We start from the raw sequence: 24,650 nt of genomic DNA, 5'->3' as shown, positions 1-24,650 counted from the left end.
CTTCGAAAATACGGCTACTGGCGTGCACCCCCGAGGGCCTCTAAAATGAACCGTTTCGCACGTTTGAGGGAACCGTCTGTCCTGAACAGATGACCGATCGGCGGCAAAAGCATGGAAGCCGGATCGAGCCTTCGGCCGAACTTGAAAAGGTCCATGCCTGCTGTGCGCTTGCCCCGCATCAGATGCGATATCGCCGACCAGTAGGCGGCTGCAGCCAAATGGCGACGGACCGTGCGATAAAGCCTTGGTGAGTTGGGCATGGTGCTACCTTCGTGAGCAAAGAAGCTGTCCAACACGGTTTCATACTCCTGCAGTCTGCGGAGTGCGTCCTGCCACATGACTTGGGAGATATTGGTCGTGTGTTCCCGTATTATCGCCAGCGGCACGGATAGCTCCGCAACGGATCCGCGGCGGGCCAAGCGCAGCGCCATTTCCAGATCATCGAGCAGTGGGACGGTCGGCCGATAGTGGCCCACTGCTTTCTGCACGGATGTACGCACAAGCATTGCATGGGCAGTCAAGTTGAATTTCATCTTCCGGCAGCACATCTCGATCAACCGGTCCCCATCCGTCAGGGTCCAGCCGTCGGCATTCGCAACGAAGGCAGGAATGTCGTTCCCCGCCAACGGTGCACTGTGCTTGCCCAGCACAAACGACACCTCTTGGAAACGGTCGAGCAGCGCCACCCCAAGGCAAAGGGCACCTGGTACGAGCAAATCATCGGCACAGAGGATCATGAAATAATCGGCGCGCGCCAAATCCACGCCCTCGTTGAATGAGGCATGGGAGCCTAGATTTGCCTGATGGCAAATGACCTCGATCCTGTCGTCGCTCGCCGCCAGCCGATGTGCCACCTCGACGCTGTTGTCGGTGGAGGCGTTGTCGATGATGACGATCCTAACATCCTCGATCCCCTGGATGAGAACGCTTTGAACGCATTGCGGCAGGAAATGCGCGTAATTGAAGCAAGGGATGACGATGTCGACGCTAGCCATCAATCAGAATCTCCAATGAGGGGGAGGATTTGCCAAGATCGCTTACGTCCTCCTGGGCTTCTTCAGCATCGTCTCCATCGAAATGGTTTGCCGCTCGTACGAGCCGGACCGGCAGCAGGCTAGCATCTTGGCGTCGTTTTTGACCTTCAGACGATGGGTGTAGCCTCTGCCCTGGTCCTCAACTTTCGGATGAATGCCGGTTTGCCAGGGTCACCATGAGGTAACCAGCGCATGGCGGGCAAATTGAGGCTGTCGCCCTATCCGGATTGGTCGTCGAGAGCGCGCATCCGAACGCGGTGATCGTGCGCGCAACGGAACTCTTTGGGTGCTGTTGTTGTCAAGCCGTGTCTCCCAAGCACCGCGCGTTGCGCTTCAACTGATCGCGCTGAAGAGCAGGCGCGCCTCCTGCCTACCGACCTGTTCCCGCAATGCGGCTAGCCGCTCACTGATCGCCTGTTCGTGTTTTTCCCTAGCTGCCGTTAGCTGCGAAAACTGCGCGACTAACGTTTCGACATTGAATTTTTCGACATGCTGGCAGAACTCGCCCAGGCCCATTTCTTCCATCAGCACGTCGTTCTTCCTAGCATAACTCAGCGAAATGGTCGGCCTGCACATCTTTAATGCACAAACGATGTTATGAAAGCGCGTTGCGACGACGATGTCGGTAAGCGCCATCTGACCCATGACGTCGCTCAGCGAATTGACCCGCTCATATGCGAGCTTTGCTTCGGGCCGGAAGTTTCTCACTGCCGCCTGGAGCGCATCGATGGCGATGCGGTCTTCGGCGTCGCCTGTAAGAAGCCGGACCTCGTGCCCGCAGTCCAAGAGACGGACGACGAAATTTGCCAGCTTGCCAACGTACTGGCAAAAAATTGACTGGCCGCCTTCGGCAAAGCCGTACCAGCCGCGATAGGCCATGACGCCGACACCCACCCTCAGCGCCTCGGGGCGACCGCGAAGAGGCGATGTCGGCGCCGGCAGGCCGAAGGCGAGGTCCGGATAGATCGCGTCTGCACGGGTGTCGAAGCCGACACTCTCCATAAATTCTTTGGATTGGAGGTCTCGGTAGGACCGGTAATGGCCTAACCGGGCAGCCGAAATCATCAGAAGGCGGCTCACTCGGTTCCTGATCGGTCCTGAACCGATGCTGACAAAGGCAATGCGCGTCCCAGCCAACCGGGCCGCAAGGCACCATTTGAGGATGTCGTAAGGCATTCCCGCTGGCCTTTCGCCGAAATCGTCCAGGATGCCGGTGCCAGGGAAGATCATCACGTCAGCCTTGCGGACGTGCCAGACCGTATGCGCGAAATCGGCGAGTTTTCCGGGGATCTTCAAGAATAGCCTGTTGATCGTTCCCGACAGGCCGCGCGCCGGTCCATTCCGGCGAATTGGCAAAGTCTCGATCCCGAATGTCTGTTTGACGACGCCGGGCTCGCCGCAGATGCACAAAAGTTCCGCCTCGGGCCTCTCTCTTCTCAAGAACCCGACCATGGCCTCGAGCGAACCATCATTGCCGAGATTGCCGCTGCCGAAGAGCCCGAACAACGCTATCTTTTGAGGCCCCCTACGCAGGCCAGTCCGATGCTCGCTTGGATCATGAGATGCCGCCTTGATTGCCTTGGCGCTTGCGAGGCTGTCAAACTTGTCTGCGGCGTCAATCCTGGCGGTCATTGGCTTTGTACCGGGTGCGAATGGAGTTCCAATATCCAATCGGCGTGATCGCCCGTTGGCGGCGCGAAATAGCGGACATCCGCCGAAAAAGGCGACCCGGGAGCTGCCTCACTCCTTCCCGTGGAGGGATCTACCCAGCGAGCCGATACCTGCTGCCCTGCGAGCTTTGCAAGGTCAAGGGTAATGCCCCTCCCATTGGGGAGATAGACGACTGCGAGCGCCCCGTCTGTCGTCCGCGCGGACATTGTCCGGGCATTGTAGTTGCCTTGTCCTGCGGTAAGGAAATCGTTTCCCGTATCAGGTTCGAGCTGCCACCAGGTGATCGACGAAAAGAAATCGTGGAGGACCTGCATGCTCCTCGCCCCTGGGCTGTCGAGCGCCTTCTGCCAGGCTGTTTCCGCTGGCCACAGCCCGGGTCCGCCGAAGTGCCATATAGGGTGGTTGCCGAACAGGTGTCCAGTAGTCCCGGAAAGTATTGCCTGGTAGGCCTGCATCCGTACGCGGTGCGCGTCTGCGCCGAACTCGTTTTCGTAGGCACTCTCCATTAGGAAATAAGGCATTTCGCCTAAAGCGGGCTGGACCAGGGCCGCCGCGTGGACCGGCTGATAGGTGTAGACATTGTCTATCGAGAGCCAGGGTTCCTTCCGCCAGTAGTCCAGAGCCGCCGTTTCAGGCGCGTTGTGGGCAGTTTGCAGGGCATCCGGGTCAGTTTCCCGGATTCCCTCGGCGACAGCCCTGACCAAGCCCTTGTCCGGCAAATTGAAGTCGCCACCCTCCACCCAAACGATGTTTCCGAGGCTGCCGTAGCGCTGTCCGACGAATCGACCGTAAGCCCGGAGCGTTTTTTCCCCGCTGGCGGCCATCTCCCTGTGCCAGCCCTGGTCCCCACTTCCGTAGCCGAGGTAGGCAGGGGCAAGCAGCACGACCAAACCGAGATCGCGTGCCCTGCGTAAGACCCAGTCGACGTGCCTGAAATAGACTTCGTTGGGCGTGCTGAAGTCGCCATCGCGAACGAAAGGTCGGTCCCCATAGGCGTTGGCCGGGGCGTTGCGGGCAAAACGATGCTCGACAAGGTTGATCAGCACCGTGTTGAATCCGCGAGCGCGTCGGTCACGAAGATAGAGATCTGCCTCCTCGCGGGTCAAATCGCCGAGCAGCGACCAGGCGGTGTCGCCGTTCATCAGAAAGGCACAACCAGAAGCGTCTTGCAGATATCGTTTGCCGGCTTGTACGCGCAGAGGGAACGGCCTCTCGGTTTGGGTCGCTACCGCTGTTTCGCAAGCCTGGCCGCCGAATGTCATCACGGCCAGCAGGCAAAAGGCGAAACCACAGAAGCGTATATTCATAGCGGTCCAGACCTCCATCTGCGTCGTAGGCTAGTTTGCCGCACTGGTGCCGGGATCCGTCTTCGCGTTCGCGCCAAGGTGGACAGAATACTTGTTGGTGAATTCGCTGGAGGTGATCATGCCGCGGGCAATGGTATCCCGCGACATCGACCCCTCCCTTAGCTGTTTGGAGTAAATGTCCAGCCCGTACCCGTCGCCGTCCCTGTCCATGAGCAAGCGGTATAGGAAGCCGACATAGGCACGATCGCTCAAGCCGATGATGGAGTACTTCCTCATGAATTCCCGCGAATGCATGAGTTCGATCATCATCTTGGGGACATCGGCTAAGTTGTCGTCCAGGGCTGCAGACCATGCTTCGATGTCTTCATCGCTCGCCTTGCGCCCCAATATCAGGCAATGGGCAAAACTCGCTTGGCGCATCGTCACGGTCACGATTTTCTGACCGTCCGCCAGATCGCAATCCCGCTGCGGCCTTGGCTGCGGCCTCGGGCCGCGGATCAGGTCCCTGACCGCAACGTAGGCGGCTTTGGGTCCTGCCGGACTCCAGCCGCGTTCCGCGGAGCCGACAAGACGAACCAACCCCATCGATGCTTCAAAGTCGGGCGCCCAATAGGTTTCATCCAAAAGCTCATAGATCTGGGCGGCTTCCACCTTGTACTTGGCCTGCAGCTCGCGCAGCCGCACCATAGCCTGCATCAATCCTTCGGCCTGCTGTCGTTCGCTCCGCTGGCTGCCGTAAGGATTGTTGAATTCAGTGACCCAGATAGGCTTGCCGTAGCTGGCGAGCACCTTGAAGGCAGCCTCCGGATCCTGGCCGTACATGTGCCAGACCGAGATGTCCCACTTGATGCCGTCCTGCTTCATTCGTTCGAATGCCCCGGTGTGGCCCCAACCTGCAGTACCGATGGCCTTGCGGCTGCCGGGGCTGACTTCGCTCATGCCGTCGGACAGTCCCTTCAGCACGGCGCTGACCTTGGCCCAGCGCTGCCCGAAGTAGTCCAGTACTCCGGTCCCGCCCGCCGCACCCCATTCGCAGGGGTAGGTGGAGCCGTCGTCGCGCTTTTCACAAGGTTTGATGATGGCGTAATTCTCCATCTCGTTGCCCAGTTCCCAGACAGGGATATCGTCCTTGAACCGGGACCCGAATGCGACCGCAAGCGCGCGCCCCTTGCCGTAGAGTTCTTCGATTCCGTCTTTGTCCAGGTCGATGTTGCCGGGCGTGATCACGGGCAGCACCTCGATCCCGTGCTTCTTGCCCTGCGCCACGAGTTCAGCCAAGCGGTCCGCTGAAGAAACGTCGGCGACGTTCACGCGGTAGGACTTCATCCCCAGATCTTCGAGGTAGTCGAACTGGCGCTCGATCGCGATGCCTGGATAGGCTGTTATGGGGTGGCCGTTAGCGCCCCACACAATATCGCCAGCGGACGACGAGGCCGTGGCAAGCAGCCAGGCCGCCCCTATCAATGCGCATTTCAACATGTCAGAGTCCCGATTTTCATCAGGCTGCCACACTACCCTCGTCGGAAACCGGAACAATTTGGCTATTGGGAGACCGCCCCTTACCCGGCTACCTCCTTTGAACGCGGTTCATAGCCTTTCGGCCGCCGCGCAGGACGGTGCTCTCAGTACAGGGCGACTGCTTTCGAGGCCATCTAACAGAGAGGCTTGGCGACCCTGCGTCTCAACCAAACGCGGGACGGACCTACCTCCTTTTGGCTTCTACTTCGAACCTCCTGCTTATGTTCTCTTGCCCTGAGAACGCCAGGCCAACCCAGACATCATCGTCGGCATTTGTTCACCCCGAGCCGGCATTCAGGATCATCATGAGCGTCAAACGCGCACTTCTGCTTAGCACGGGCGATCGCTACATCGTGATCGGTTTCAACTTTGCCACCATCGCAGCTGTTTCCCGCATCCTGACCCCCGAGGAAATCGGGATTTCCGTGATTTGTTTGGCAATCCTCGGCATCGCCCTGTCGGCGCGGGAATTCGCCAGCTCAAGCTTCATGATCCAGCGTCCGGTCCTAAGCAGGGAGGACATCCGCGGGACTTTCAGCATGATGCTCGCCCTCACGGCGGCAATTGCCGCCTTTCTGGTCACCGCCGCTCCGGCACTGGCGTCCTCTTTCCATGAAGAAAAACTTGTTCCCTATCTTCGGCTGGTATCCGTGTGTCTCTTCATTGAGCTGGTTCCCATCCAAATCATCACCCTGATGCGTCGTGAAATGGCTTTCGGAAAGGTTGCCGTGATCAACTTTGCCGGGGCGGCGACGGGCGGATTGTCGACCATCGCACTCGCGCTGGCGGGGTTCAGCTATATGAGCTTTGCCTGGGCCTGGCTGGCGAGCAGTGCGGTCACTGCCCTGTTGGCGCTCTCGCTCCGTCCAGATTTCTGGATGTTCAGGCCGACGTATAAACAATGGCGCAGAATAGCAGCTTTCGGCGGCTACAATGGCGCGATGGTTTTCCTGTACAGGGCGTACGAGGCCTTGCCGCTACTGTTGCTGGGCCGCGTCCTGTCGCCACATGCGGCGGCGCTCTTCAGCCGCGGGCTGACCGTGTGCCAGACACCTGACAAACTGATCCTTGGCGGAGCCATGTCAGTCGTCCTTCCCGCCTTTGCTGCCTCGGCCAGGCAGGGCGGCGACCTGAAACGATCCTATCTGCATGCCCTCGAGATCATCACTGGACTGCACTGGCCAGCACTGCTGGCCCTCGCCGCACTGTCCTATCCTACCGTGGACATCCTGCTTGGCCATCAATGGCGACAAGTTGCACCGTTGGTGCAAGTCATGGCCCTCGCGTCGCTCTTCACCTTTAGCTTCGAACTGAACAATCCCGTGATGACGGCGATGGGTTCCATCAGGGACATGTTCGTGCGATCGCTGATCGTCATTCCTGTCTCCGCAGTCATCATGACAGCCGCGGTCTTGCTTGCCGGACTCATGGGAGCTGCTTTGAGCCTGATGGTCATTGTGCCGTTCCAAGCCTTTGTGTCCTTGGGTTTCGTACGTCGCAGGCTCTCGGTGGGGTGGGACGAAATAGCTGTTGCCGTCCGAAAGAGCAGCATCGTTGCCGCTTTGACGACGCTCGGCTCGTTGGCCACGGTCATTGCTGGCGGCTTCCGCTTCGACCTATCCCCGGGACAGGCGATATTCGCCGGGGGCCTTGCAGCGGCCGGCTGGCTGGCTGGAGTTTTCATGACCCGCCACCCGCTGTTCGACGAAATCGTGAATGCCGGCCGAACCTTCCGGGATGCAGTTGCGGCGGCATGATTGTCGGTGCTGACCGAATACTCAGATTGCGTTGCAACTCGGCTTCATGCCCGCAGAACGTTCGCACATTCAGTTCTAGCTGCCCGTAATCAGCAGCTCCCTCCATTGCTGCAGGAACCGCTCCTTGGTTGCGGCTGACGCAGTGTCGCGCAGCAAGCGGCTTGTTGGCGCTTTCTCCGCAGGGCTCCGGGAAAGCGCTTTCCACATTGCGTCCGCGATCGCAGGGGGGTAGTCCGGTCGCACCTGCAAGCAATTGGCTCCGACGGCCTCCACGAGAGCACTGTCGGCAGATACTATGGGCAGCAGCCCCATGTAAGCCGCCTCGAGTGCCGGCATCCCGAAACCTTCGAGAAGGCTTGGCAGGACAAATGCCTCGGCATTTGCATAGAGCCAGCGCAGCTGCGCGTCGGGAACGTACCCCATGAGCCTCACGCCGGGCACGGTCCCTGCAAGTTCCGCGATCTCTGCATGGCCGGCACCGCGCGATCCACATAGGATATATCCGACCCCCTGGCGATGGAATTCGCCGTCCCGATACGCCTTCAAGGCGGCGATTTGGTTCTTTCGGGTTTCGAACGCGCCGACGGTAAGAAAGAACGCACCGCTTACGCTTGGGACTGCCTCCGCCGGGCCATCGAACAGTTCGGTGCGCAGGTAGAGGGGGATTGTCTTCAGGAACCGAAAATCGGACCCGAAAAGCAACTCAAAGTGGCTCGCCGAAAAATTGCTGACGAAAACCACGCCAGGCCTCACGCGCCGGATTTTCTCGTAGGCCAGACGGTAGTTCGAACAGGTCCGTTCGTCATAGAGGTCGCTATGCGTCAGCGGGCCGACATCGTGGCACAGGACGATATCGTTCTTCGTCAGACGTGACCTAAGCACGTAGAGCGGATCCAGAAACAATCGGAAGGCGGGTCCGTCAACCTTGTCTCGGATCAGGAACGCTTCGCTATCCCGGAGCCAGTTGATCTCCAGCATCATCAGCCGGGCGACGATCTTCCGGACAAGGCCCTCAGGAGCGAAGGAACCCAGCCGCCAGTACCGGACTCCTGCCCAGCCCGGGACGAATTCTCGGGTCAGGTCCTTGGCAATGTGGTATGCTCCGGTCCGGTTAAGGATCGACAGCGAGTTGTCGAAAACAAGCATGTTGCCGCAGGCCCGTCCGACCGCGGCGTGTAGGCCCAGGGGGTCGGTCCGTCCGTTCATCGCCCTCTCCTTGGGATCAATCCGCAGTCTGGTCGCGGGTCAACTGCCGAACTCGGCGAAATCGGCGTCGACCTGGATCATGAGTTCGAGGTATTTCCAGGCAATCCATCGCCAGGAATAACTGTTCGCCCTGGCGTGCCCCTTGGCAACCAAGCGCTGCCGCAGGTCCGGGGCAAGCATCAGCAGGCGGACGGCCTCGGCCCACGACTGCACGTCGTCGGGATCGGCATAGAGAGCCGAATCCCCGCAGATTTCAGGGAGACATGGCGAGGTCGAGGCCACGACCGGGCAGCCGGAAGCCATCGCCTCGACGGCAGGCAGCCCGAAGCCCTCGATCCGTGACGGGAACAGGAAGCACAGGGCGCCTTCGAGCGCCTTCTTGAAGTCGTCATCCTCTATGCGGCCGATGAGGACGATGTTTCCGGGCATTTGCGGAACGTACCGTAGAACCGTAGCCTCGTCGACATCTCCTGGCATCCAGAGGTCGAGGCCCATATCATCGAGGCGTGATGCCAATCTGGCGAGAAGTCCCATGTTTTTGTATTCCTGGCCCCGCCTGCCAAGACAGAGGACATACGGCCTGCCGCGATCGACGGCCAACGACGATCTCGCTGCATCCCATCTCTTCGCATGATCGCTTCCATTGTAGGTTACGACGATGCTTTCTTCTGGCGCGATCCCGAACTCGACAAGATGGCTGCGCGACAGTTGGGAGACCGTGGTGATGCGCGCGGCCCGCCAGCCAAGTGCCGGCAGGATCAGCCGGTGCGCCCACCGAAACCCCCGTGCGTAGCTCGACGGCATGAGCCTGGTGTGCATGTCGTGGATGCAAGCGATGTGGCGCCTCAGCACGACCGGAGCGAGATTGCAGAAGCTCAGCAATCCTCCGGGCACATGCCAAGGTAACTGCGCCTGCACCCAGAATTGGGGAAGTCGCGGCTTGTTGAATTCGGGCACGACGCGCACGGAGATGGCATTGAGGCGGAGAGGTTCCGAAAGCGGGCGCGGCACCACGAGATCGATCTCCAGGTCGCGACCGAGGGGATGCCCTTCGAAAATGAGAGCGTCGAGGGCCAGGGTTACCTCGCGGGCGTAACGGGCTACGCCGCTCGGCCGAAGCGTCGTGAAATCCCCGTTTATCGTCCAGCGTCGCCTCGGCGTTTCCTGGTTCGCCCATGCCCGAGCGGGATGCCCGATCGGGGATTCGGCACCGTCGGCAAGCGATCTCGCCAGCGCTGTCTCGGCGCGGCGGCTATTCAGCCGTCCGGGCGGCCTTAGCGGTGGCGACTCCGTCGTGCCGAACTCGAGCTTGCCCATGTCCACTTCCCCAGCCCTTTTGCACCCCGTGCGAGACTAGCATTGCCGGGGGCACTCAGGCCCTCAAACGTTTGAGGTAGGCACACTGTCCAGCCTCGGCTATCCGGATGATTCGCGATTAGCCGGATGAACCGATGGCCATCGTGACCAGGCGTCTTTGCTGCCCCACACTGAAGGTGTCAAAGGGGGTCGGCATGACACGGCGTTGGACAATCAATGGGCGCTTTCTTTCCCAGCCGACAACAGGCGTCCAGCGCTATGCGCGCGAGCTCGTTGGTTCGCTCGACACCTTGATCGCGGAACAGGGGCCCCTCGCCCGCGGGCTTGAAGTGAGACTGCACTGCCCGCCCGGATCCGATCAGATCCCCCTCGCTTTCATCGAACGCCACGAGATCGGCCGCACGAGCGGACATATCTGGGAGCAGACCCGGCTCCCGCTATCACTCGACAGCGGCGGATTGCTCAGCCTCTGCAACACGGGACCACTGCTTTCCCGGAAGCATATCGTCTGCATCCACGACGCAAACGTCTGGAATGCGCCACAGAGCTATTCCCGTGCCTTCAGGAATTTCTACAAAATGCTGTTGCCATGCCTCGGCAAGACGGCATGGCGTGTTTCGACCGTTTCCGATTACTCGCTGGGCGAGCTGGTCCGCCGCGGCGTCATCACCGCGCAACGGGCCTTCGTAGCCCCCAACGGCCGTGAGCATGCCTTGCGATGGACGCCAGAACACTCGGTCAGGACACGACTGGCGGTATCGCCGGAAACCATTGTTATGATCGGCAGTGCCGCACCCCATAAGAATATGGGACTGCTCCTGAACATGGCTGATCGCCTTGCCGAAGCCGGATTCAGAATCGCGATCGTCGGCATGTCGGGTTCGCGCGTCTTCAGGTCAGGACCAGCCAGGACCGAAGCTCGAAACATCCACTGGCTCGGCCGCATTTCCGATGGCGAATTGGCGGCCCTCCTCAAGGACTCGCTATGCCTGGCTTTCCCTTCGCTGACAGAGGGCTTCGGTCTTCCCGCGCTCGAGGCAATGGCGGTCGGCTGCCCGGTGGTGGTTTCCGACCGAGCCAGCCTGCCTGAAGTCTGCGGGAACGCAGCACTGTTTGCTCCTCCCGACGATCCGGAGGCATGGCTCGACTGTTTCGTGCAGCTTCGCAATTCTCAGCACCTGCGGCTGCAGATGATAGGCAAGGGACGGGCGAGATCCTCGGCCTATAGTTGGAGAGCGACGGCCTTGCGTTATCTCGAGGCAATGGCCGCCGCAGACGGTGTCGAGACGGACACGAAGGTCGTGAGGGCTCGCGAATTCACATGATCTCGTGAAGAGCCTGGACGGCCCCTAGCGATTCCAGGACAGCGCGGTCGAATTTGTCTTCGGAAAAGCGAGCTGCATTCCTGGCGCAGGCGCGGGGCGCGATGGCATGGCTGTTCTGTTCGAACTGTGCGACTGCTTCCTTGAGGTGATCGACGGTCTGCGCCTTGAATAGTACGCCTGTCGGTTCGGGGGATGATCCCAGGCGCTGGACGATGTCCACGGCTCCGCCGCGGCCGAAGGCGACCAGCGGGGTTCCGCAAGCTTGCGCTTCGGCCAGCGCTATCCCGAAATCCTCGCAGCCAGCAAAGACCATCGCCCGCGCTCGCGCCACGGTGTCCACATAGTCTTTGCGGGGCAGGTAACCCGAGAAGGTGACGTTGGGGCCAGCAAGCGCCCGCAAGCTGGCTGATTGCTGCCCTTCGCCAACGACGACCAGCCGCCGGGACGGCATCTCGTTAAAAGCTTTAATCACCAAATCGGTGCGCTTGTAGGGGGTGAGAAAGGAAGCCGAAACGTAGTAGTCTTCCTTGTCCTCAACACAGGGCAGTTCCGCCAGTGAGACCGGCGGGAAAACGACGCGCGCCTGGCGCCCGTAAATGTGCTGGATACGGGAGCGGACATAATTCGAGTTCGCCAGCATCAGGTCTGGACCGTGCGCGGTTCTCGTATCCCACGTCCTCAGGCGATGGAGCATGTAGCGATAGAGCATTCCCTTGGGGCCGAAGCCAAGCCGTCCTTGCTGAAGATAGGAAAATTGCTCATCCCAGGCGTAGCGGACGGGGCTGTGCACGTAGCAGAGATGCGGCTGGTCCGGCCTGGTGATGACGCCGCGCGAAAATGCGGCCGAAGACGAGATCACCGCGTCGTAGCCGGTTACGTCGAACTGCTCGATCAGGAACGGACAGAAAAAGAAGAGGGATTGATAGAATTTACGGACCATCGGAATCCGGTTGGCCGCAGACGTATGGAATTCCACGTCGTGGAAATATTGCTCCTTCACCTCTTGCGGCAGGAAATCGAAAATCGTGAAGACCTCGGCGTTGGGGAACTGCTTGCAGATTTGCGCAAGGACCCTTTCTCCTCCCCGGAAATTCGGGCACCAGTCATGAACGATCGCTATCCTGGCATGACTGTCGACGCCAGGCGCGGCCGGCAATTCCGGGATGGATACATCGATCTTGGCAGCGACGGCCAAATCGGAAGAGCGTTCGTGGAGCATGGTTCCCCCTAACCTCTAGGGCTGGCAGTCTCCATTCCATGTCGTAGCTTCAGCAAGCTGTCCGATCGGTTACGCACCTTGTGGATGTGGTCCGTCACCGGGGATACTCCGAATGTCTGTGTCTGGCGGTAGGCCAGGCTCCTCCCATCTCCTTTTATGCAGGCTGTTTCGGTCCACTCTGCAATCTAGGTTCGACGAAACCGAAGCTGGATCGAGCATGAGACTAATAGTGATCATCCCGACCCTTGGCCGCAGCGGACAGGTCGCGCGTTTGCTCGGATATTTGGGGGGCCAGACGAGGCTTCCTGATGAGGTCATGGTGTCGGCGCCCGACGCCGCGCATGTCGACCTGCCGGAAAGCTGTCCTTTCCAGGTGTCATTCGTTTTCGGATCCAAGGGACTTGCCGCCCAGCGGAACAGGGCTCTCGCACCTTCGTTGGGGCGGTTCGATATCGTCACTTTCTTCGACGACGATTTTGTTCCGTCCGTCCAATACCTAGAGCAGATCGAGAAAGCTTTCGCGCAAAATGACGAATGGGCTGTCGCGATGGGCACGGTCATCAAGGATGGTGCCAAGACTGCGGGCCTGAGCTGGGAAGAGGCCGAAGCCGCCCTGCTGGAAGTCAAGGGCAAGAAAAATCATGGGCCCTCAGTGGTCGACCATGTCGGTGCATACGGTTGCAACATGTCCTTGCGTTCCTCTCTTGTAGGCGATTTGCGCTTCGACGAGCGCCTCGTCCTCTACGGCTGGCAGGAAGACATCGACTTCACCAGCCAGATGAGATCAAAAGGCCGGGTGGTCTGCGTGACTTCAATCACTGGCGTCCATCTCGGCATCAAGTCCGGGCGGGTCAGCGGAGAGCGATTCGGCTACTCCCAGGTCGCAAATGCGATCTATCTGGTCAGGAAGGGCTCCGTTCCGGCCTCTTTCGCGATCCCGCTGATGCTCAGGAATATTGCAGCCAATCTTGCAAAGAGCCTGCGGCCAGAGCCGTATGTCGATCGCAGGGGTAGGCTTAGGGGAAACATGCTGGCGATCCTGCATGTTGCCACGGGACGGATCGAACCCGAATACATCCTGAAGATCTGACGGCGGGCAAGACAATGCGGAAATGGCGTGTAACGGTAGTGGCTTCATTCGCGGTCGCAGCCGCCTTCACCTTGCCGTCGGCGGCTGCCGAGTATCTGCTCGGTCCTCAGGACAAAATCAGGCTCAAGGTTTATGAATGGCGCGCGTCACGCGACGTCATCTTTGAGTGGACGGCTCTCAACGACGATTTCGTCGTCGGCGCCGACGGGACGCTCTTTCTTCCCTTTGTCGGCCAGATTCGTGCCGAGGGCGCCGCACCTGGCGATCTCGCCCGCGCGATCGGCGACCGGCTGATGCAGCACATGGGCCTCGGCCGCCAGCCGGATGTCGCCGTCGAGATTACCCAATACAGGCCTTTCTACATCGTCGGCTACGTCACACAACCCGGCGAGTTTCCCTACAGGCCGGGACTGACGGTGCTGCAGGCCCTGGGGATCGCCGGCGGCCTGCGAACGCACGAAGACGACATCCCGAGGCTAGAGCGCGAGGTCATCGCCGGCCAAGGCGACGTGGGTTTGCTGGCGATGACTACTGTCACTCTGCTCGCGCGCAAAGCTCGACTGGAGTCCGAACTCGCTGGCGCCGAGGACGTCACTTTCCCTGCGGACCTGCAGGATAGGGCTTCGAATGCAACGGTCGCGGTGGCAATGGTGCAGGAGCGCAGGATCTTCGCTGTCCGCAAAGACGCGATGACGACGCAACTGCGCTCGCTGCGCGAACTCAGGGAATTCCTTGAAAAGGAACTGGACTCGCTTGAGCAGCAGCTGATCTTCCGCGACAAACAGATAGAACTCATTCAGAAGGAATTGGCGGGTGTATCAGCCCTTGTCCAGAAGGGGCTGGCGGTCGCACCACGGGAGCTCAGTCTGGAGGGCACGGTCGCGCAGATGCAGGGCGACAAGCTGGCTGCCGAGACCTCGCTCTTGCGGGTCAGGCAGGAGATAAGCAAGACCGACATCGAGATCCTCAATCTCAACAACCAGCACGCCAACGAGGTTGCCGGAACCTTGCGCGAGACCCAGTCCCAGCTAAATGAAGTCACCAGCAAAGCCGACACCGCGGCGCAGTTGCTGCACGAGACCGCTGTCACGGCGCCCGCCCTGCTCGCCCTTAAGCAACGCTCCGAAAGCGCCAAACCGATCTTCAAGATCGTAAGGACGACGGACACCGGCACGGAAGAACTCACGGCCGCCGAAACGACGCCGATCGAACCAGGCGATACCGTGAAGATCGAGATCCCCCCGCCGCAGTCAGGTTTGGCTGGCCTACCTGTAGAGGGCGACCTCCAGGCAGGGACGTTTCCTGTTCAGGGTACCAACTGACAAGCCTCATGATTCGGCGAGGGCGCCAGCTCGCAACGCCTTTGGGCCTCCGATAGCGAGACCGTTGGTAGCCGGTTTAAAGCCGGCGGTAAGGCCTGAGCGGTTCAGCCTCCGATGGAGCTGCCGACGCGCTGCAAGTGCTTGGTTCTTTTGCAATTCCAGGCGGAAAACCGCCGGGCGCTTTTCCCGGAATTGCTTCAAGTTCGTCAGGCGGACCTTCCAAGCATGCCGGGCGCCACTTGCCTTGCACTTTGAGGCCGCATATCCAGTGAGCACACGCTGACGATAACTTCCCTGCCGCAGTGAGGCGATCAGTCCTGCGGGTATCAGTGGAGATGTCGGTGCTCATGAGTGTAATCGCAATATCGGCGGCAGGCGTTCTGATGGGACTGCGCTTCAAGGCTCCGGCGCTGATCGCGGCAACGGCGCTGCTTGTGATCGGAAGCTTTGCCTGGAACGGGCTCGGGTTGCCGGGCCACGTGACCGTCACTCAATTCCTGATCATGGCATTCGTATTGGCTGGCGCGTACATCATCGGTCTGTTCCTGTCTGCCCGACGGAAGCGGACGGAAAGGTGACAAGGCGGGACTTCAGGAAGCTCGGTCGAAGCGCATCACTGCGATACCCGTCCTGAACAGGATCACGATATCGAGCCAGATCGACCAGTTCCGCACATAATGGCTGTCCAGCGCCACGCGGTCGGCGTAATCCATGCTGCTTCTTCCGCTCACCTGCCACAGACCGGTGAGCCCCGGCCTTGCCCGAAGGTATTCCCCTAACTGGTCGCCGTAGCATTTGAGTTCGTCCTTGACGATGGGCCTTGGGCCTACACAGCTCATGTCGCCGCGGATGATGTTGAACAGTTGCGGGAGTTCGTCGAGGCTCGACTTACGCAGCATCCACCCAAGTGGCGTGACGCGGGGGTCGTTCCTGATCTTGCGGGTCTCGGCCCACTCGACCCTGACTTGAGGGTTGCTGTCGAGATATGCCTTCAGAACTTCGTCCGAATTGGCGACCATTGAGCGGAACTTGTAGCAATCGAATGGCTTTCCGCCGAAGCCGATGCGGCTGTGCGAGAACACTGTCGGGCCTCCTGCCGTCATCCTGATCAGCAGGGCAACGACAATCATCACCGGCGCGGCTGCCATAAGCGCGGTGATTGCTACGACCAGATCCATGATCCGCTTCAGGAGACCGCCCACAGGAGGGTTCGTCGGTCCCGACCTGACGACGGGCGACAGATCCGTCAACACTGCCGCGGCACTGTTGTTGTCGGACGCGGGAAGAACGTGCAGGACTGCCGCTCGGCTGTCGGCCGGGATAGGCAAAGATGGCTGAGCCCAGCTCGGGGTTCCCTGATGTGACTCGAAGGCATTCGTTGTCATGGAACAATCGCTGTTTCGACTTGTTCGCTGCACTCTTCCAAGGGTAGAGGTTGTCGGCAAGAAGGGCAAAGGAAGTAGCATGACGCGCTGGGGCTATCCCCCTAATCCCAAGGAATGATCCCCTAAACTTCTTGCAACGTCCGAAGGAGAAGGTCCCGCTACGGTTTCATGCTTTGTGCCGCTTGGCCGTCGTCCCGCGGGCGCTCGCCAAGAGTACGCCGAGTATCGGCGTCCTGCTGGCCTGCAATGTCCTGACAAGTTCCTGCAGCGTCTGGACCTGTGTCTTGCCCCACTCGGCAACAATCACCACGCCGTCCAGGACGGTGCCGACAATCAGTTCGTCGGCACCCGAGGCAAGCGTCGGCAAGTCGAATATGACAATGTCGTAGGGAGCAAGTTTGTTGGCGGCAAGGTCGCTAGCGGTAAGCTCCGAGAGGAATGCCTCTATCTTGCTCGGTGTCAGGAGGTGTCTGGCGTCCACGATCGAACTGGAAAGTATGTCGAACGGCCGCCCCGGAGCACGAACGATGTTGAGACGGACAGGGTCCTGGCACGGTTGCTCGAGGGCTCCAAACTGGCCCAGAAGCCGCGTGGTCATGATCGGGCGCCGGATGTCGGCGTCAATCACCAGCGTCTTCAAGCCGGACATCGAGTAGAGCGTGGCAAGATTGCTGGCGACGGAACTCTTCGAACTGTCGTTGGATACGGCGGTCAATCCAAGGAACTTGATCGGGCGGCTGGTTTCCGCGAGACTTATTTCGGTTCGCACTTTTCTCAGGCTATAGCTGTATCGGGATTGCGGAGATCTTGCCACCTCGTCGACAAGGCCCGATCTTCTGCCGATCGGCGGCAGTTCCCCAACGCATTCGACACCAAGAGTGTCGCGGATCTGTCGCGGCGACCTTATGGACCAGTCAAACGCGTGCCTTACAAACGCAAGTCCGATGCCGGAAATGAGACCGGCAACCACGGCGAAGGCCAGCATCAACTTCGGCCTTGGAGCGCTCGCATTGAGCGGCGCCGTCGCAGCCGTGATGACCCTTGCATCGGCAACCGGATACGACTGCTGGCTAACCGAGTTGGTGTAGGCCTGCAAGAAACTCTCGTACATCTTCTGGTAGGTTTCAGCCGTCACCTCAAGTTCTTCGAGCGTCGGCTCAGCACTCGTCCCGTCTCCTTTGGCTTCATTGCCGACGCTGTAGTCGTGCCGTGACCGGAACTGCTGCGCTTTCGCCATAGCCTCATTCATTTGGGTGCGCAGCTGCTGAAGCCGCATTTCCAGCCATGCGCCTCCTTCCTTTGCGGCGTCGGTCTTGGTTTCGATCTGCTCACGCACGAAGGCATCGGCCGTGGCGTTCGCAATCCTGGCTGCGCCCTCGGGATCAGGAGAGGTGAAGGATATGTCAATCGCGTAGGAAACGCCGACTCTGCGGACGTCGAGGCCGTTGCGGAAAACCAACATGCTACGGCGGAACTTTTGAAAATCGGTCAGCATCGCAGGTGCGGCAGGCACGCTAAAGGCGAAATGCTCCAGCCAGGCGCTTTTCCGAAGCCCTAAGGTGTCAAGCAGGACTGCTCCGGTCTTCCTGAGTCTGTCCCGCAAAGTCGGAGACTGCGAACGATTGAACTCCGGATCGTCGACGAGTTTCAACTGGTCAAGCACCATTGTCGCGATTTTTTCCGACTGCATCACCGCGATCTGGCTTTCCACCTGGGCGGTATCCAACGACAGATTCACTTCGCCGCCCTCCTGCAGGTGTTGCGGCAATTTCGGCTCGATCAGAATCTGTGCGCTGGCGATGAAAGTTGGGTCGGTGCTCGAATTGTAGAACCCGGCCAACAAGAGAGCGGCAGCAAGGCAGGCTACGATGGTTCCCGCATAACGGCGCAGAAATTCGATGATATCGGAGAGCCCAATGAACTCCTGGCCGGCGGAAGCCTGCCGGTCCGTTGTCGAAGGCCATTGACGGGAGAACATGCGATTCATTCAGTCTCTCCCGCAGGCATGGCGCAGCCCGCCCCTTGCAGGCAGGCGATTGCATTCGGCCGATCTTCTCGTTGAAAGCCAAGGCCCCGCGATCCCAGACTGCTGGGGAAGATTACGCCCGCGCTCCGGAAGGTAAACGCCGCCAATTGGCGTATGCGGACCTTATGTCCTGTGGGGCGGTAGAATGCGCGGCACCGCTGCTCATGATGTCTGCTATGCCAGCAAGGCCTGCCGTCTGCGGCTGAGTGCCAGGTTCTGTTCGAGAGTATTGATCTGCGCGGACATTCGTTCGGGGCTCTCGTCATTTTCCATCGCCTCCAGGGTGAACGCCGCGCAGTCCGTCATCCTTTCCAGGGACGGACGCAGTGCCGCTACTTCTTTCTCGATGTCCACCTGAATGCCCTCGAGAAGGCGGGGCAGGCGACCGAACCGCCTTTCGACGAGATCCTGGCCGAACGGGAATCGGAATGCGGTCAGCGGCATGTTGCAGCCCACCTTTCTCTGCGCCCGAGCCGGAGGCACCTTGCAGAATACAAGACCCTCATGATTGGACGAGACATTCTTTCGGTCACCGGCGGGCATGCTCCTATTGGATGAGGGGGTGGCGGCTAAGGCGTTAGGGCTCCTCGAATTCATGAACGCGGCCGCGTCCGGCGCGTGCTACGACTGCTGGCGCTAACTGCGGAGCGGAAGCCGTGACCGTGAACATAGTCGGACAAGCCAGGCCAAATACATTCGCCTTCGAAACCAGTGCCCTGATCAAAGCCACAGGCTTTCGGGAATATGACGCGCGCTGGTGGTTCGGACAGCCAGGCTCGGAAAAAGAACCAGAACTCAACCTGATGGGCGTGCAGGCGATCGGCATGGGGCTCGGCACCTTGATCCGCCGAATGGGTGTTGGCCCCGACATCGTTACTGGCCATGATTTCCGCAGCTATTCCATGGCGATCAAGATGGCGCTGACCTGTGGCTTGATGGCGGCCGGCGCGCGCGTCAAGGACATCGGCCTTGCGCTTTCTCCCACGGCCTATTTTGCCCAGTTCGCGCTCGACGCTCCTTCAGTGGCCATGGTGACAGCCTCCCACAACGAGAACGGCTGGACAGGGGTGAAGATGGGGGCGCAACGGCCTCTGACCTTCGGGCCTAAGGAGATGACAGCTTTGAAAACGCTTGTGCTGGACGGCGATTTCGATCTCATTGGCGGGGGAAGCTACGAATTCGTGCCCCGATTTCGCGAAAGATACATCGAAGACCTGACTGCCGGAAAGAAGCTCGGCCGAAGGCTGAAGGTGGTGGCCGCCTGCGGCAACGGAACAGCAGGCGCGTTTGCACCGCAGGTGCTGGAAGGCATCGGCTGCGAAGTCATCCCGCTTGACACAGAGCTCGACCACACGTTTCCGCGTCACAACCCCAATCCCGAAGACATGCAGATGCTGCACGCGATCCGGGACAAGGTTCTGGAGACAGGTGCCGATATCGGGCTCGGTTTTGACGGCGACGGCGACCGCTGTGGCGTGGTCGACAACGAGGGCAACGAGATTTTCGCAGACAAGGTCGGTGTCATGCTGGCACGCGACATCTCCACGCTGCATCCGAACTCGGTCTTCGTCGTCGACGTCAAGTCGACAGGCCTTTTCATGACCGATCCCGTTCTCCTGCAAAACAGCGCCAGGACGGATTACTGGAAAACCGGGCACTCCTACATCAAGAGGCGCGTTGCCGAACTCGGTGCCATCGCTGGATTCGAAAAGTCGGGACATTTCTTCTTCAACCCGCCGATCGGACGCGGCTACGACGACGGGCTCCTGACCGCAATCGCCGTCTGCCAGATGCTCGACCGTAACCAGGGCAAGACACTCGCAGACCTTTACCGCGATCTGCCGCTGACCTTCGGGACCCCGACCATGTCGCCCCACTGCCCGGACGAGATGAAATACGGCGTGGTCGCGAAAGTTGTCGGGGAATTCACGAGAATGAAGGGGGACGGGACCGAGTTCGCCGGCCAGCCGCTGGCAAATCTCGTCACCGTCAATGGGGTGCGTGTCGTTGCCCAGGACGGCACCTGGGGTCTGGTCAGGGCGTCGTCGAACAAGCCGGAGCTCGTGGTCGTTGTGGAAAGCCCCGTGTCGCCAGAGCGGCGTCGCGAGATGTTCGAGGCTCTCGATGCCGTGCTGCGCCGCAATCCAGAGGTCGGAGCCTACAACCAGACATTCTGAGGGGAATTGGATCATGTCGGACCGGATCGTAAGTTTTGTCATGAGCGGCGGCGTCGGCTCACGGCTGTGGCCGCTCTCGCGCGAAGACAATCCCAAGCAATTCCACGATCTTTCCGGTGACGGGTCCATGCTTGCCAAGACTGTTCGCCGCCTCAAGGCGCGGCCGGACGGTGACACGCCGATCTACCTGATAGCCTCCGAACGTCATGCCGACCGCGTCATCTCGGACATAGCTCCGCTCGGCCTCAACGGCGGCAGACCAATCTTCGAGCCGGTCGGCCGCAATACCGCCGCCGCCGTCGCTATAGCCACCCTGCAGACGATCGCCGAACATGGGGCGGACGCGCTTGTGCTCGTGGTCCCCTCCGACCATCAGATATCGACCGCAACGCAATTCTGGGAAACCGTCGAGACGGGCGTGCCTGCCGCGGTTTCCGGAAGGATCATCGTGTTCGGCATCAAGCCGACGCATCCCGAAACCGGATATGGGTACATCGAGGCCACGGCAAATGCTGAGGGAGTAGCCTCGGTTTCGCGCTTCGTCGAAAAGCCAAACGTCAGGACGGCCCGCAAATACATGTCTTCGGGGCAATTCTACTGGAACGCCGGGATTTTCCTTTTTCGTGCCGACACCATGCGGAAGGCTTTTCTCGAATTCCAGCCGGACATATGGGACACTGCGGAACGGGCCCACAAGAGCGCGCGGACCGACGTCTCCGGTCTGTACTTGCCACAGGGCTTCTACTTGGCTGTCCCCTCGACCTCGATCGACTACGCGGTCATGGAGCATGCGCGAGACATCGCAATGGTTACGGCCTCCTTCCGCTGGACCGACCTTGGATCGTGGCAATCACTGATGGAGGTCACCCCGACGGACAGCAACGGCAACGTCACAATGGGCGATGTCGTCGCCATCGAATGCCATGACTCTTACTTCAGAAGCCAGGGCCGATTGCTGACTGTCGTCGGGATGAAGGATGTGGCGATCGTGGCGACGCCGGACGCAGTATTCGTCGCCCCGGTCAGCCATAGCCAGGACGTAAAAAAAATCGTCGAACAGCTGGAGAAGGGCGGACGCCTCGAAACGAAACTTACCGCCTCCGAAGACCGGGTCATCGTCAGCGGCTCATGGCGCAAGCGCGTCGAACACTGGCTCTTCGAAGAAACCCTGCCTCTGTGGTCCACTGCGGGTGTCGATGATGTATACGGCGGTTTCCACGAGGCCCTCGGCTTCGATGCAAGGCCATTGGGCAGACCCAAGCGCATGCGCACGATGGCCCGCCAGATCTATGCTTTCGCGGTGGCCAAGGAACGCGGCTGGGCTGGACCGGCGGACAAACTCATCGACCATGGCATCGACTTCATTGCAAAATACGGCCGCACGGACCGTGGCGGCTGGGTGCGCACTCTCAATGCCAACGGCAGCGTGGCCGACCCGACCGAGGACGCCTACGACCATGCCTGCGTGCTCCTGGCGCTGGCTCATGCTCACCGATGCGGACATCGGGATGCCCTGGAACTAGCACAACAGACGTTTCAGTTCGTCGACACCCATCTCGAGCACGACAGTCTGACCGGCTTCCTCGAGAGCCCCGGCTGGAACGGTGCGCGATCTTCGAACCCGCACATGCACATGCTGGAATCATTTCTTGCCTGGTATGGCGCCACGGGCGACCGTGAATATCTGCGTCGGGCGGCGCGCATCATCGATCTCTTCCGGAGCCATTTCTTCGACCAGGAAAGCTGGACGCTTGGCGAACATTTCGACGCCGATTGGTTGCCGTTGCCGGGAGACAAAGGACAGTGGACCGAACCGGGCCATCACTTCGAGTGGGCCTCGCTCCTTGTTGATTTCGCACGAGCGAGCGGCCAAAAAGACTTGGTCGCCTACGCAAGGAAGCTCTATTCATCGGCGGTCGCCAGTGGATTGAACCGGGCAACAGGTCTGGCATATGCTGCTGTATCGCGGCAGGGAATCCCTCTCGACCGGCTCTCCCGCAGCTGGCCGCAATGCGAAGCCGTCAAGGCAGCCGTAGCTTTGGATGGTATTGGCGGGCCTGACCTGAAAGCCGAGATCGAAGCCCGTGTCGCGCGCCTGTTCAGATGGCATATCGACCCCGCGCCGCTTGGCTTGTGGGTCGACAAGATTGATGAGCGCGGACGGTCACTGGCAACGGAGGTCCCCGCGAGCATCTTCTACCACTTGGTGACGGCGTTGATGCAGTATCTGGACAAGACCGCAGGCCAAGTCGAACCCTTCCCGTTTCCAACTGTGGACGTGAGCAAGACGGGTTTGAGGCAGATACTGAGTCGCTCCTAACCCGCCGATCCTAAGATACGGTGTTCGTGGCGCATCCACGGTTGGCGAAGATGGTAGATCGTCTGCACTGAAGTTGACGAGGGTTCCGCAGATCCCGGCTGCTGGCGGATATGGGCCGCTAAGGCACAGCCTTGGCCGTGCGCGCCGGCAACGCTCGCTTTCGCCCTGCCGGCCGCCGGGAGGCGGCTGGTGCTGCCAGGAGTTCCGAGGCAATGAATATCAGGTTCTCGCCATTGACGAGGCTGTCGATGTTCCTGCCGCTCAAAAGCGAGTAGACGGAAGTGAGGCAGCCTCGGCCGGGAAACATAAAGTCGTGTGGTTCCACCATGATGCACGGCACATCCTTGAGGACCTTGCCGCAGTCACGCGTTGCCTCCAGCTCCGCGCCTTCAATATCCATCTTAAGCATCAACAATTTCGTCCTGGGCAGTTTGGAAAGAAGGCCTGGTAAGGTGACCGACGGCACGCCTTCTCCGTCTGAGACGCCGCGTGCCCACGATGGGCACTCGCTGTTGACAAGTGCAACCTCGCCCTCATGGCACCAGAGGGCGCCGTAAACAGGCATGATCCGCTCCAGACCGGCACAGTTCGATAGCAACACTTCGTGCGCTTGGCGATCCGGTTCGATAGCCATCACCATGGCATCGGGATACTGGTCTCTGAGGAAAATCGACGAGTAGCCAACGTTGGCTCCGGCATCCACGATAACGGGTATGATCCCCCTCTGTCTCCATCCTGCCGCGAGCCGGTTGAGCGCGCTCTGTCCACGCTTTCCAATTTCATATTCGCCGTGCCCAAAAACCTGTGACATGACAAACAAGTCGCTGTCGGTAGGCCTGATCAGCAGATCATGATTGCCACAGCGAACCTTCATCGGCGATTCGATCCCAAGTGCGCGGCGAAGCAGTACTGAGACCAGTTTCTTCCAGCCGATGGCTCGCGCGAGGCCGTCAATGTGATAGAGCTTGGCGTAGAACGTCCGGTTCATAGCCGCAGTATCACCTGAGGGTGTGTCTATCTCCAGACACCCTTAGGGAGTAGCCAGGCCGGCTCACCACCAAAAGCAAATTGCCCGCGCTAGCCCCCGCAGATGCGTATTCCTGCCATCATGCTACTTGGTTCAGGCCGTAGGATTGCGTTCTCCTGCGCCGCTTATGAGCAGGGTACCCGAGGTGATAGGGAATTAGTAGCTAAGGCGAAGTCGGTATCCCTTGCCTCTGTGTCGCGGCCGCAAAGCGGGATAGTATGCTCCTGGAAAATGCCTGAAGAGGCACTGAACGACCTCTCCCAAACATAAGAATGCGGCTAATTCGTCGAGGCGCTGTAACTTTGAGACGTGAACCTTCTTGTCCGAACGGTTGAGACGCAATGATGGCCAAAAAAAAAGTTCGTGCCAAGCCCAGCGGTGACCTTCTAAAGCTGCTTGCTACAAGGCCCAGAGCGGTGGCGCTTGCTGCGCTGCACGTGAGTGAATCGGTGCTGTTGGAGCTCGAAGCATCCGAGCTGTTGTCAGCATCACAGATCAGAGGGCTGCTCAAGGACGCGTCGACGACGCTACGAAATGCCGCCGAGCAAGTGGACAATCGCAGCTGCCTCATCGCCAGCGAAATAGTTGATTCAATGCGAGAAGATTTCAAGAGGAACAACACTTAGCCGTGCCGCCTGTCGCCGTCGGCCAGGCGGTGGGACCTGTAATTCTCAACGAAAAAGTGCCGTCGCCATGCCATCGATTGTTGCCATTGAGGATATTCTTCGCATCAATTTTAATGTAGGATCTCAGCAAGGGAGGTAGTTCGGGCAGTGGTTGGGCGAGGTTGCTTCTGAATGACGTACACTTCACATCCATTTTTACGCGGGGACGAAGATCGACCCTCGTATGTCGGGCTTAATTACGACGATGCGGCGCTAATCAAAAGGCTGGGATTCACGCCGAAGCGCTATCTGGCGGAGACGGTCATCGTCAATCAGGGCGAGGA

General features: G+C 59.8%; 19 protein-coding genes. 8 read left to right on the top strand and 11 right to left on the bottom strand.

The features are described 5' to 3' along the window. Window positions 1-14: 14 nt before the first annotated feature. From NKH57_RS23480 to NKH57_RS23465, 4 genes are all read right to left on the bottom strand, one after another. A complete protein-coding gene (locus NKH57_RS23480; protein WP_352947690.1) occupies window positions 15-995 on the bottom strand; it encodes a glycosyltransferase family 2 protein in 981 nt (326 codons plus the stop codon). 372 nt (window positions 996-1,367) lie between these two features. Then, window positions 1,368-2,666, bottom strand: coding sequence for a polysaccharide pyruvyl transferase family protein (locus NKH57_RS23475; protein WP_352947688.1), 1,299 nt, complete (start codon window positions 2,664-2,666; stop codon window positions 1,368-1,370). Beyond that, window positions 2,663-4,012, bottom strand: coding sequence for a glycoside hydrolase family 140 protein (locus NKH57_RS23470; protein ID WP_352947685.1), 1,350 nt, complete (start codon window positions 4,010-4,012; stop codon window positions 2,663-2,665). The genes NKH57_RS23475 and NKH57_RS23470 overlap by 4 nt, the downstream gene beginning before the upstream one ends. 30 nt (window positions 4,013-4,042) lie before the next feature. Beyond that, complete coding sequence (locus tag NKH57_RS23465; protein ID WP_352947683.1) at window positions 4,043-5,491, bottom strand: DUF4214 domain-containing protein; 1,449 nt, start codon at window positions 5,489-5,491, stop codon at window positions 4,043-4,045. 344 nt (window positions 5,492-5,835) lie between these two features. Between NKH57_RS23465 and NKH57_RS23460 the strand changes: the two genes are divergently transcribed. Next, a complete protein-coding gene (locus tag NKH57_RS23460; protein WP_352947680.1) occupies window positions 5,836-7,287 on the top strand; it encodes an oligosaccharide flippase family protein in 1,452 nt (483 codons plus the stop codon). Between the two features lie 75 nt (window positions 7,288-7,362). Here the strand turns inward: NKH57_RS23460 and NKH57_RS23455 are convergent, their stop codons facing one another. Further along, the gene (locus tag NKH57_RS23455) at window positions 7,363-8,493 is read right to left on the bottom strand and encodes a glycosyltransferase (RefSeq protein ID WP_352947677.1); all 1,131 of its coding nucleotides are present in this window, start codon (window positions 8,491-8,493) and stop codon (window positions 7,363-7,365) included. A 39-nt stretch (window positions 8,494-8,532) separates the two neighbouring features. Continuing rightward, a complete protein-coding gene (locus NKH57_RS23450; RefSeq protein WP_352947674.1) occupies window positions 8,533-9,810 on the bottom strand; it encodes a glycosyltransferase family 4 protein in 1,278 nt (425 codons plus the stop codon). A gap of 194 nt (window positions 9,811-10,004) precedes the next feature. Between NKH57_RS23450 and NKH57_RS23445 the strand changes: the two genes are divergently transcribed. Further along, the gene (locus NKH57_RS23445) at window positions 10,005-11,135 is read left to right on the top strand and encodes a glycosyltransferase family 4 protein (RefSeq protein WP_352947671.1); all 1,131 of its coding nucleotides are present in this window, start codon (window positions 10,005-10,007) and stop codon (window positions 11,133-11,135) included. Here the strand turns inward: NKH57_RS23445 and NKH57_RS23440 are convergent. Beyond that, window positions 11,128-12,354 carry a glycosyltransferase gene (locus NKH57_RS23440; protein ID WP_352608019.1) on the bottom strand — a complete coding sequence of 409 codons (1,227 nt, stop codon included), beginning with the start codon at window positions 12,352-12,354 and terminating at the stop codon, window positions 11,128-11,130. The two genes, NKH57_RS23445 and NKH57_RS23440, sit on opposite strands and share 8 nt — an antisense overlap. A gap of 217 nt (window positions 12,355-12,571) precedes the next feature. Here NKH57_RS23440 and NKH57_RS23435 point away from each other — a divergent pair, with 217 nt between their 5' ends. From NKH57_RS23435 to NKH57_RS23425, 3 genes are all read left to right on the top strand, one after another. Beyond that, entirely contained in the window at window positions 12,572-13,444 is an 873-nt protein-coding gene (locus NKH57_RS23435) for a glycosyltransferase family 2 protein (protein WP_352608045.1), read from the top strand. A 71-nt stretch (window positions 13,445-13,515) separates the two neighbouring features. Continuing rightward, a complete protein-coding gene (locus tag NKH57_RS23430; protein WP_352947669.1) occupies window positions 13,516-14,766 on the top strand; it encodes a polysaccharide biosynthesis/export family protein in 1,251 nt (416 codons plus the stop codon). A gap of 347 nt (window positions 14,767-15,113) precedes the next feature. Continuing rightward, complete coding sequence (locus NKH57_RS23425) at window positions 15,114-15,344, top strand: hypothetical protein (RefSeq protein WP_352608024.1); 231 nt, start codon at window positions 15,114-15,116, stop codon at window positions 15,342-15,344. A 12-nt stretch (window positions 15,345-15,356) separates the two neighbouring features. Here NKH57_RS23425 and NKH57_RS23420 read toward each other — a convergent pair whose 3' ends face one another. The 3 genes from NKH57_RS23420 to NKH57_RS23410 all read right to left on the bottom strand — a co-directional run bounded on the left by NKH57_RS23420 (window position 15,357) and on the right by NKH57_RS23410 (window position 18,621). After that, window positions 15,357-16,151: a sugar transferase gene (locus tag NKH57_RS23420; RefSeq protein WP_352947666.1), complete on the bottom strand. Its 795-nt coding sequence runs from the start codon at window positions 16,149-16,151 to the stop codon at window positions 15,357-15,359. A gap of 166 nt (window positions 16,152-16,317) precedes the next feature. Further along, window positions 16,318-18,138, bottom strand: a complete 1,821-nt coding sequence (locus tag NKH57_RS23415) for a GumC family protein (protein WP_352947664.1) — start codon at window positions 18,136-18,138, stop codon at window positions 16,318-16,320. Window positions 18,139-18,351: 213 nt separating this feature from the next. Then, entirely contained in the window at window positions 18,352-18,621 is a 270-nt protein-coding gene (locus NKH57_RS23410) for a hypothetical protein (RefSeq protein WP_352947661.1), read from the bottom strand. Window positions 18,622-18,833: 212 nt separating this feature from the next. Between NKH57_RS23410 and NKH57_RS23405 the strand changes: the two genes are divergently transcribed. Then, window positions 18,834-20,354: a phosphomannomutase/phosphoglucomutase gene (locus NKH57_RS23405; RefSeq protein ID WP_352947658.1), complete on the top strand. Its 1,521-nt coding sequence runs from the start codon at window positions 18,834-18,836 to the stop codon at window positions 20,352-20,354. A 13-nt stretch (window positions 20,355-20,367) separates the two neighbouring features. Beyond that, window positions 20,368-22,674 carry a mannose-1-phosphate guanylyltransferase/mannose-6-phosphate isomerase gene (locus NKH57_RS23400; protein ID WP_352947727.1) on the top strand — a complete coding sequence of 769 codons (2,307 nt, stop codon included), beginning with the start codon at window positions 20,368-20,370 and terminating at the stop codon, window positions 22,672-22,674. Window positions 22,675-22,792: 118 nt separating this feature from the next. Here the strand turns inward: NKH57_RS23400 and NKH57_RS23395 are convergent, their stop codons facing one another. After that, window positions 22,793-23,662 carry an FkbM family methyltransferase gene (locus NKH57_RS23395; protein WP_352947655.1) on the bottom strand — a complete coding sequence of 290 codons (870 nt, stop codon included), beginning with the start codon at window positions 23,660-23,662 and terminating at the stop codon, window positions 22,793-22,795. Between the two features lie 383 nt (window positions 23,663-24,045). Between NKH57_RS23395 and NKH57_RS23390 the strand changes: the two genes are divergently transcribed. Next, window positions 24,046-24,327: a hypothetical protein gene (locus tag NKH57_RS23390; protein ID WP_352947652.1), complete on the top strand. Its 282-nt coding sequence runs from the start codon at window positions 24,046-24,048 to the stop codon at window positions 24,325-24,327. The last annotated feature ends 323 nt before the right edge of the window (window positions 24,328-24,650 follow it).

The sequence above is a fragment of the Mesorhizobium sp. M1050 genome (assembly GCF_040318715.1).
Classification (GTDB): domain Bacteria; phylum Pseudomonadota; class Alphaproteobacteria; order Rhizobiales; family Rhizobiaceae; genus Mesorhizobium.
Note: the sequence above shows the minus strand (reverse complement) of the source record. Positions and strands in the feature narration are given on the sequence as shown.

Coding starts and splice junctions, on each gene's coding strand:
- NKH57_RS23410 (WP_352947661.1), bottom strand. CDS start 18,621: ATGCCGCTGACCGCATTCCGATTCCCGTTCGGCCAGGATCTCGTCGAA.
- NKH57_RS23440 (WP_352608019.1), bottom strand. CDS start 12,354: ATGCTCCACGAACGCTCTTCCGATTTGGCCGTCGCTGCCAAGATCGAT.
- NKH57_RS23415 (WP_352947664.1), bottom strand. CDS start 18,138: ATGAATCGCATGTTCTCCCGTCAATGGCCTTCGACAACGGACCGGCAG.
- NKH57_RS23390 (WP_352947652.1), top strand. CDS start 24,046: ATGGCCAAAAAAAAAGTTCGTGCCAAGCCCAGCGGTGACCTTCTAAAG.
- NKH57_RS23465 (WP_352947683.1), bottom strand. CDS start 5,491: ATGTTGAAATGCGCATTGATAGGGGCGGCCTGGCTGCTTGCCACGGCC.
- NKH57_RS23450 (WP_352947674.1), bottom strand. CDS start 9,810: ATGGGCAAGCTCGAGTTCGGCACGACGGAGTCGCCACCGCTAAGGCCG.
- NKH57_RS23460 (WP_352947680.1), top strand. CDS start 5,836: ATGAGCGTCAAACGCGCACTTCTGCTTAGCACGGGCGATCGCTACATC.
- NKH57_RS23475 (WP_352947688.1), bottom strand. CDS start 2,666: ATGACCGCCAGGATTGACGCCGCAGACAAGTTTGACAGCCTCGCAAGC.
- NKH57_RS23480 (WP_352947690.1), bottom strand. CDS start 995: ATGGCTAGCGTCGACATCGTCATCCCTTGCTTCAATTACGCGCATTTC.
- NKH57_RS23420 (WP_352947666.1), bottom strand. CDS start 16,151: ATGACAACGAATGCCTTCGAGTCACATCAGGGAACCCCGAGCTGGGCT.
- NKH57_RS23445 (WP_352947671.1), top strand. CDS start 10,005: ATGACACGGCGTTGGACAATCAATGGGCGCTTTCTTTCCCAGCCGACA.
- NKH57_RS23470 (WP_352947685.1), bottom strand. CDS start 4,012: ATGAATATACGCTTCTGTGGTTTCGCCTTTTGCCTGCTGGCCGTGATG.
- NKH57_RS23400 (WP_352947727.1), top strand. CDS start 20,368: ATGTCGGACCGGATCGTAAGTTTTGTCATGAGCGGCGGCGTCGGCTCA.
- NKH57_RS23425 (WP_352608024.1), top strand. CDS start 15,114: ATGAGTGTAATCGCAATATCGGCGGCAGGCGTTCTGATGGGACTGCGC.
- NKH57_RS23435 (WP_352608045.1), top strand. CDS start 12,572: ATGAGACTAATAGTGATCATCCCGACCCTTGGCCGCAGCGGACAGGTC.
- NKH57_RS23455 (WP_352947677.1), bottom strand. CDS start 8,493: ATGAACGGACGGACCGACCCCCTGGGCCTACACGCCGCGGTCGGACGG.
- NKH57_RS23395 (WP_352947655.1), bottom strand. CDS start 23,662: ATGAACCGGACGTTCTACGCCAAGCTCTATCACATTGACGGCCTCGCG.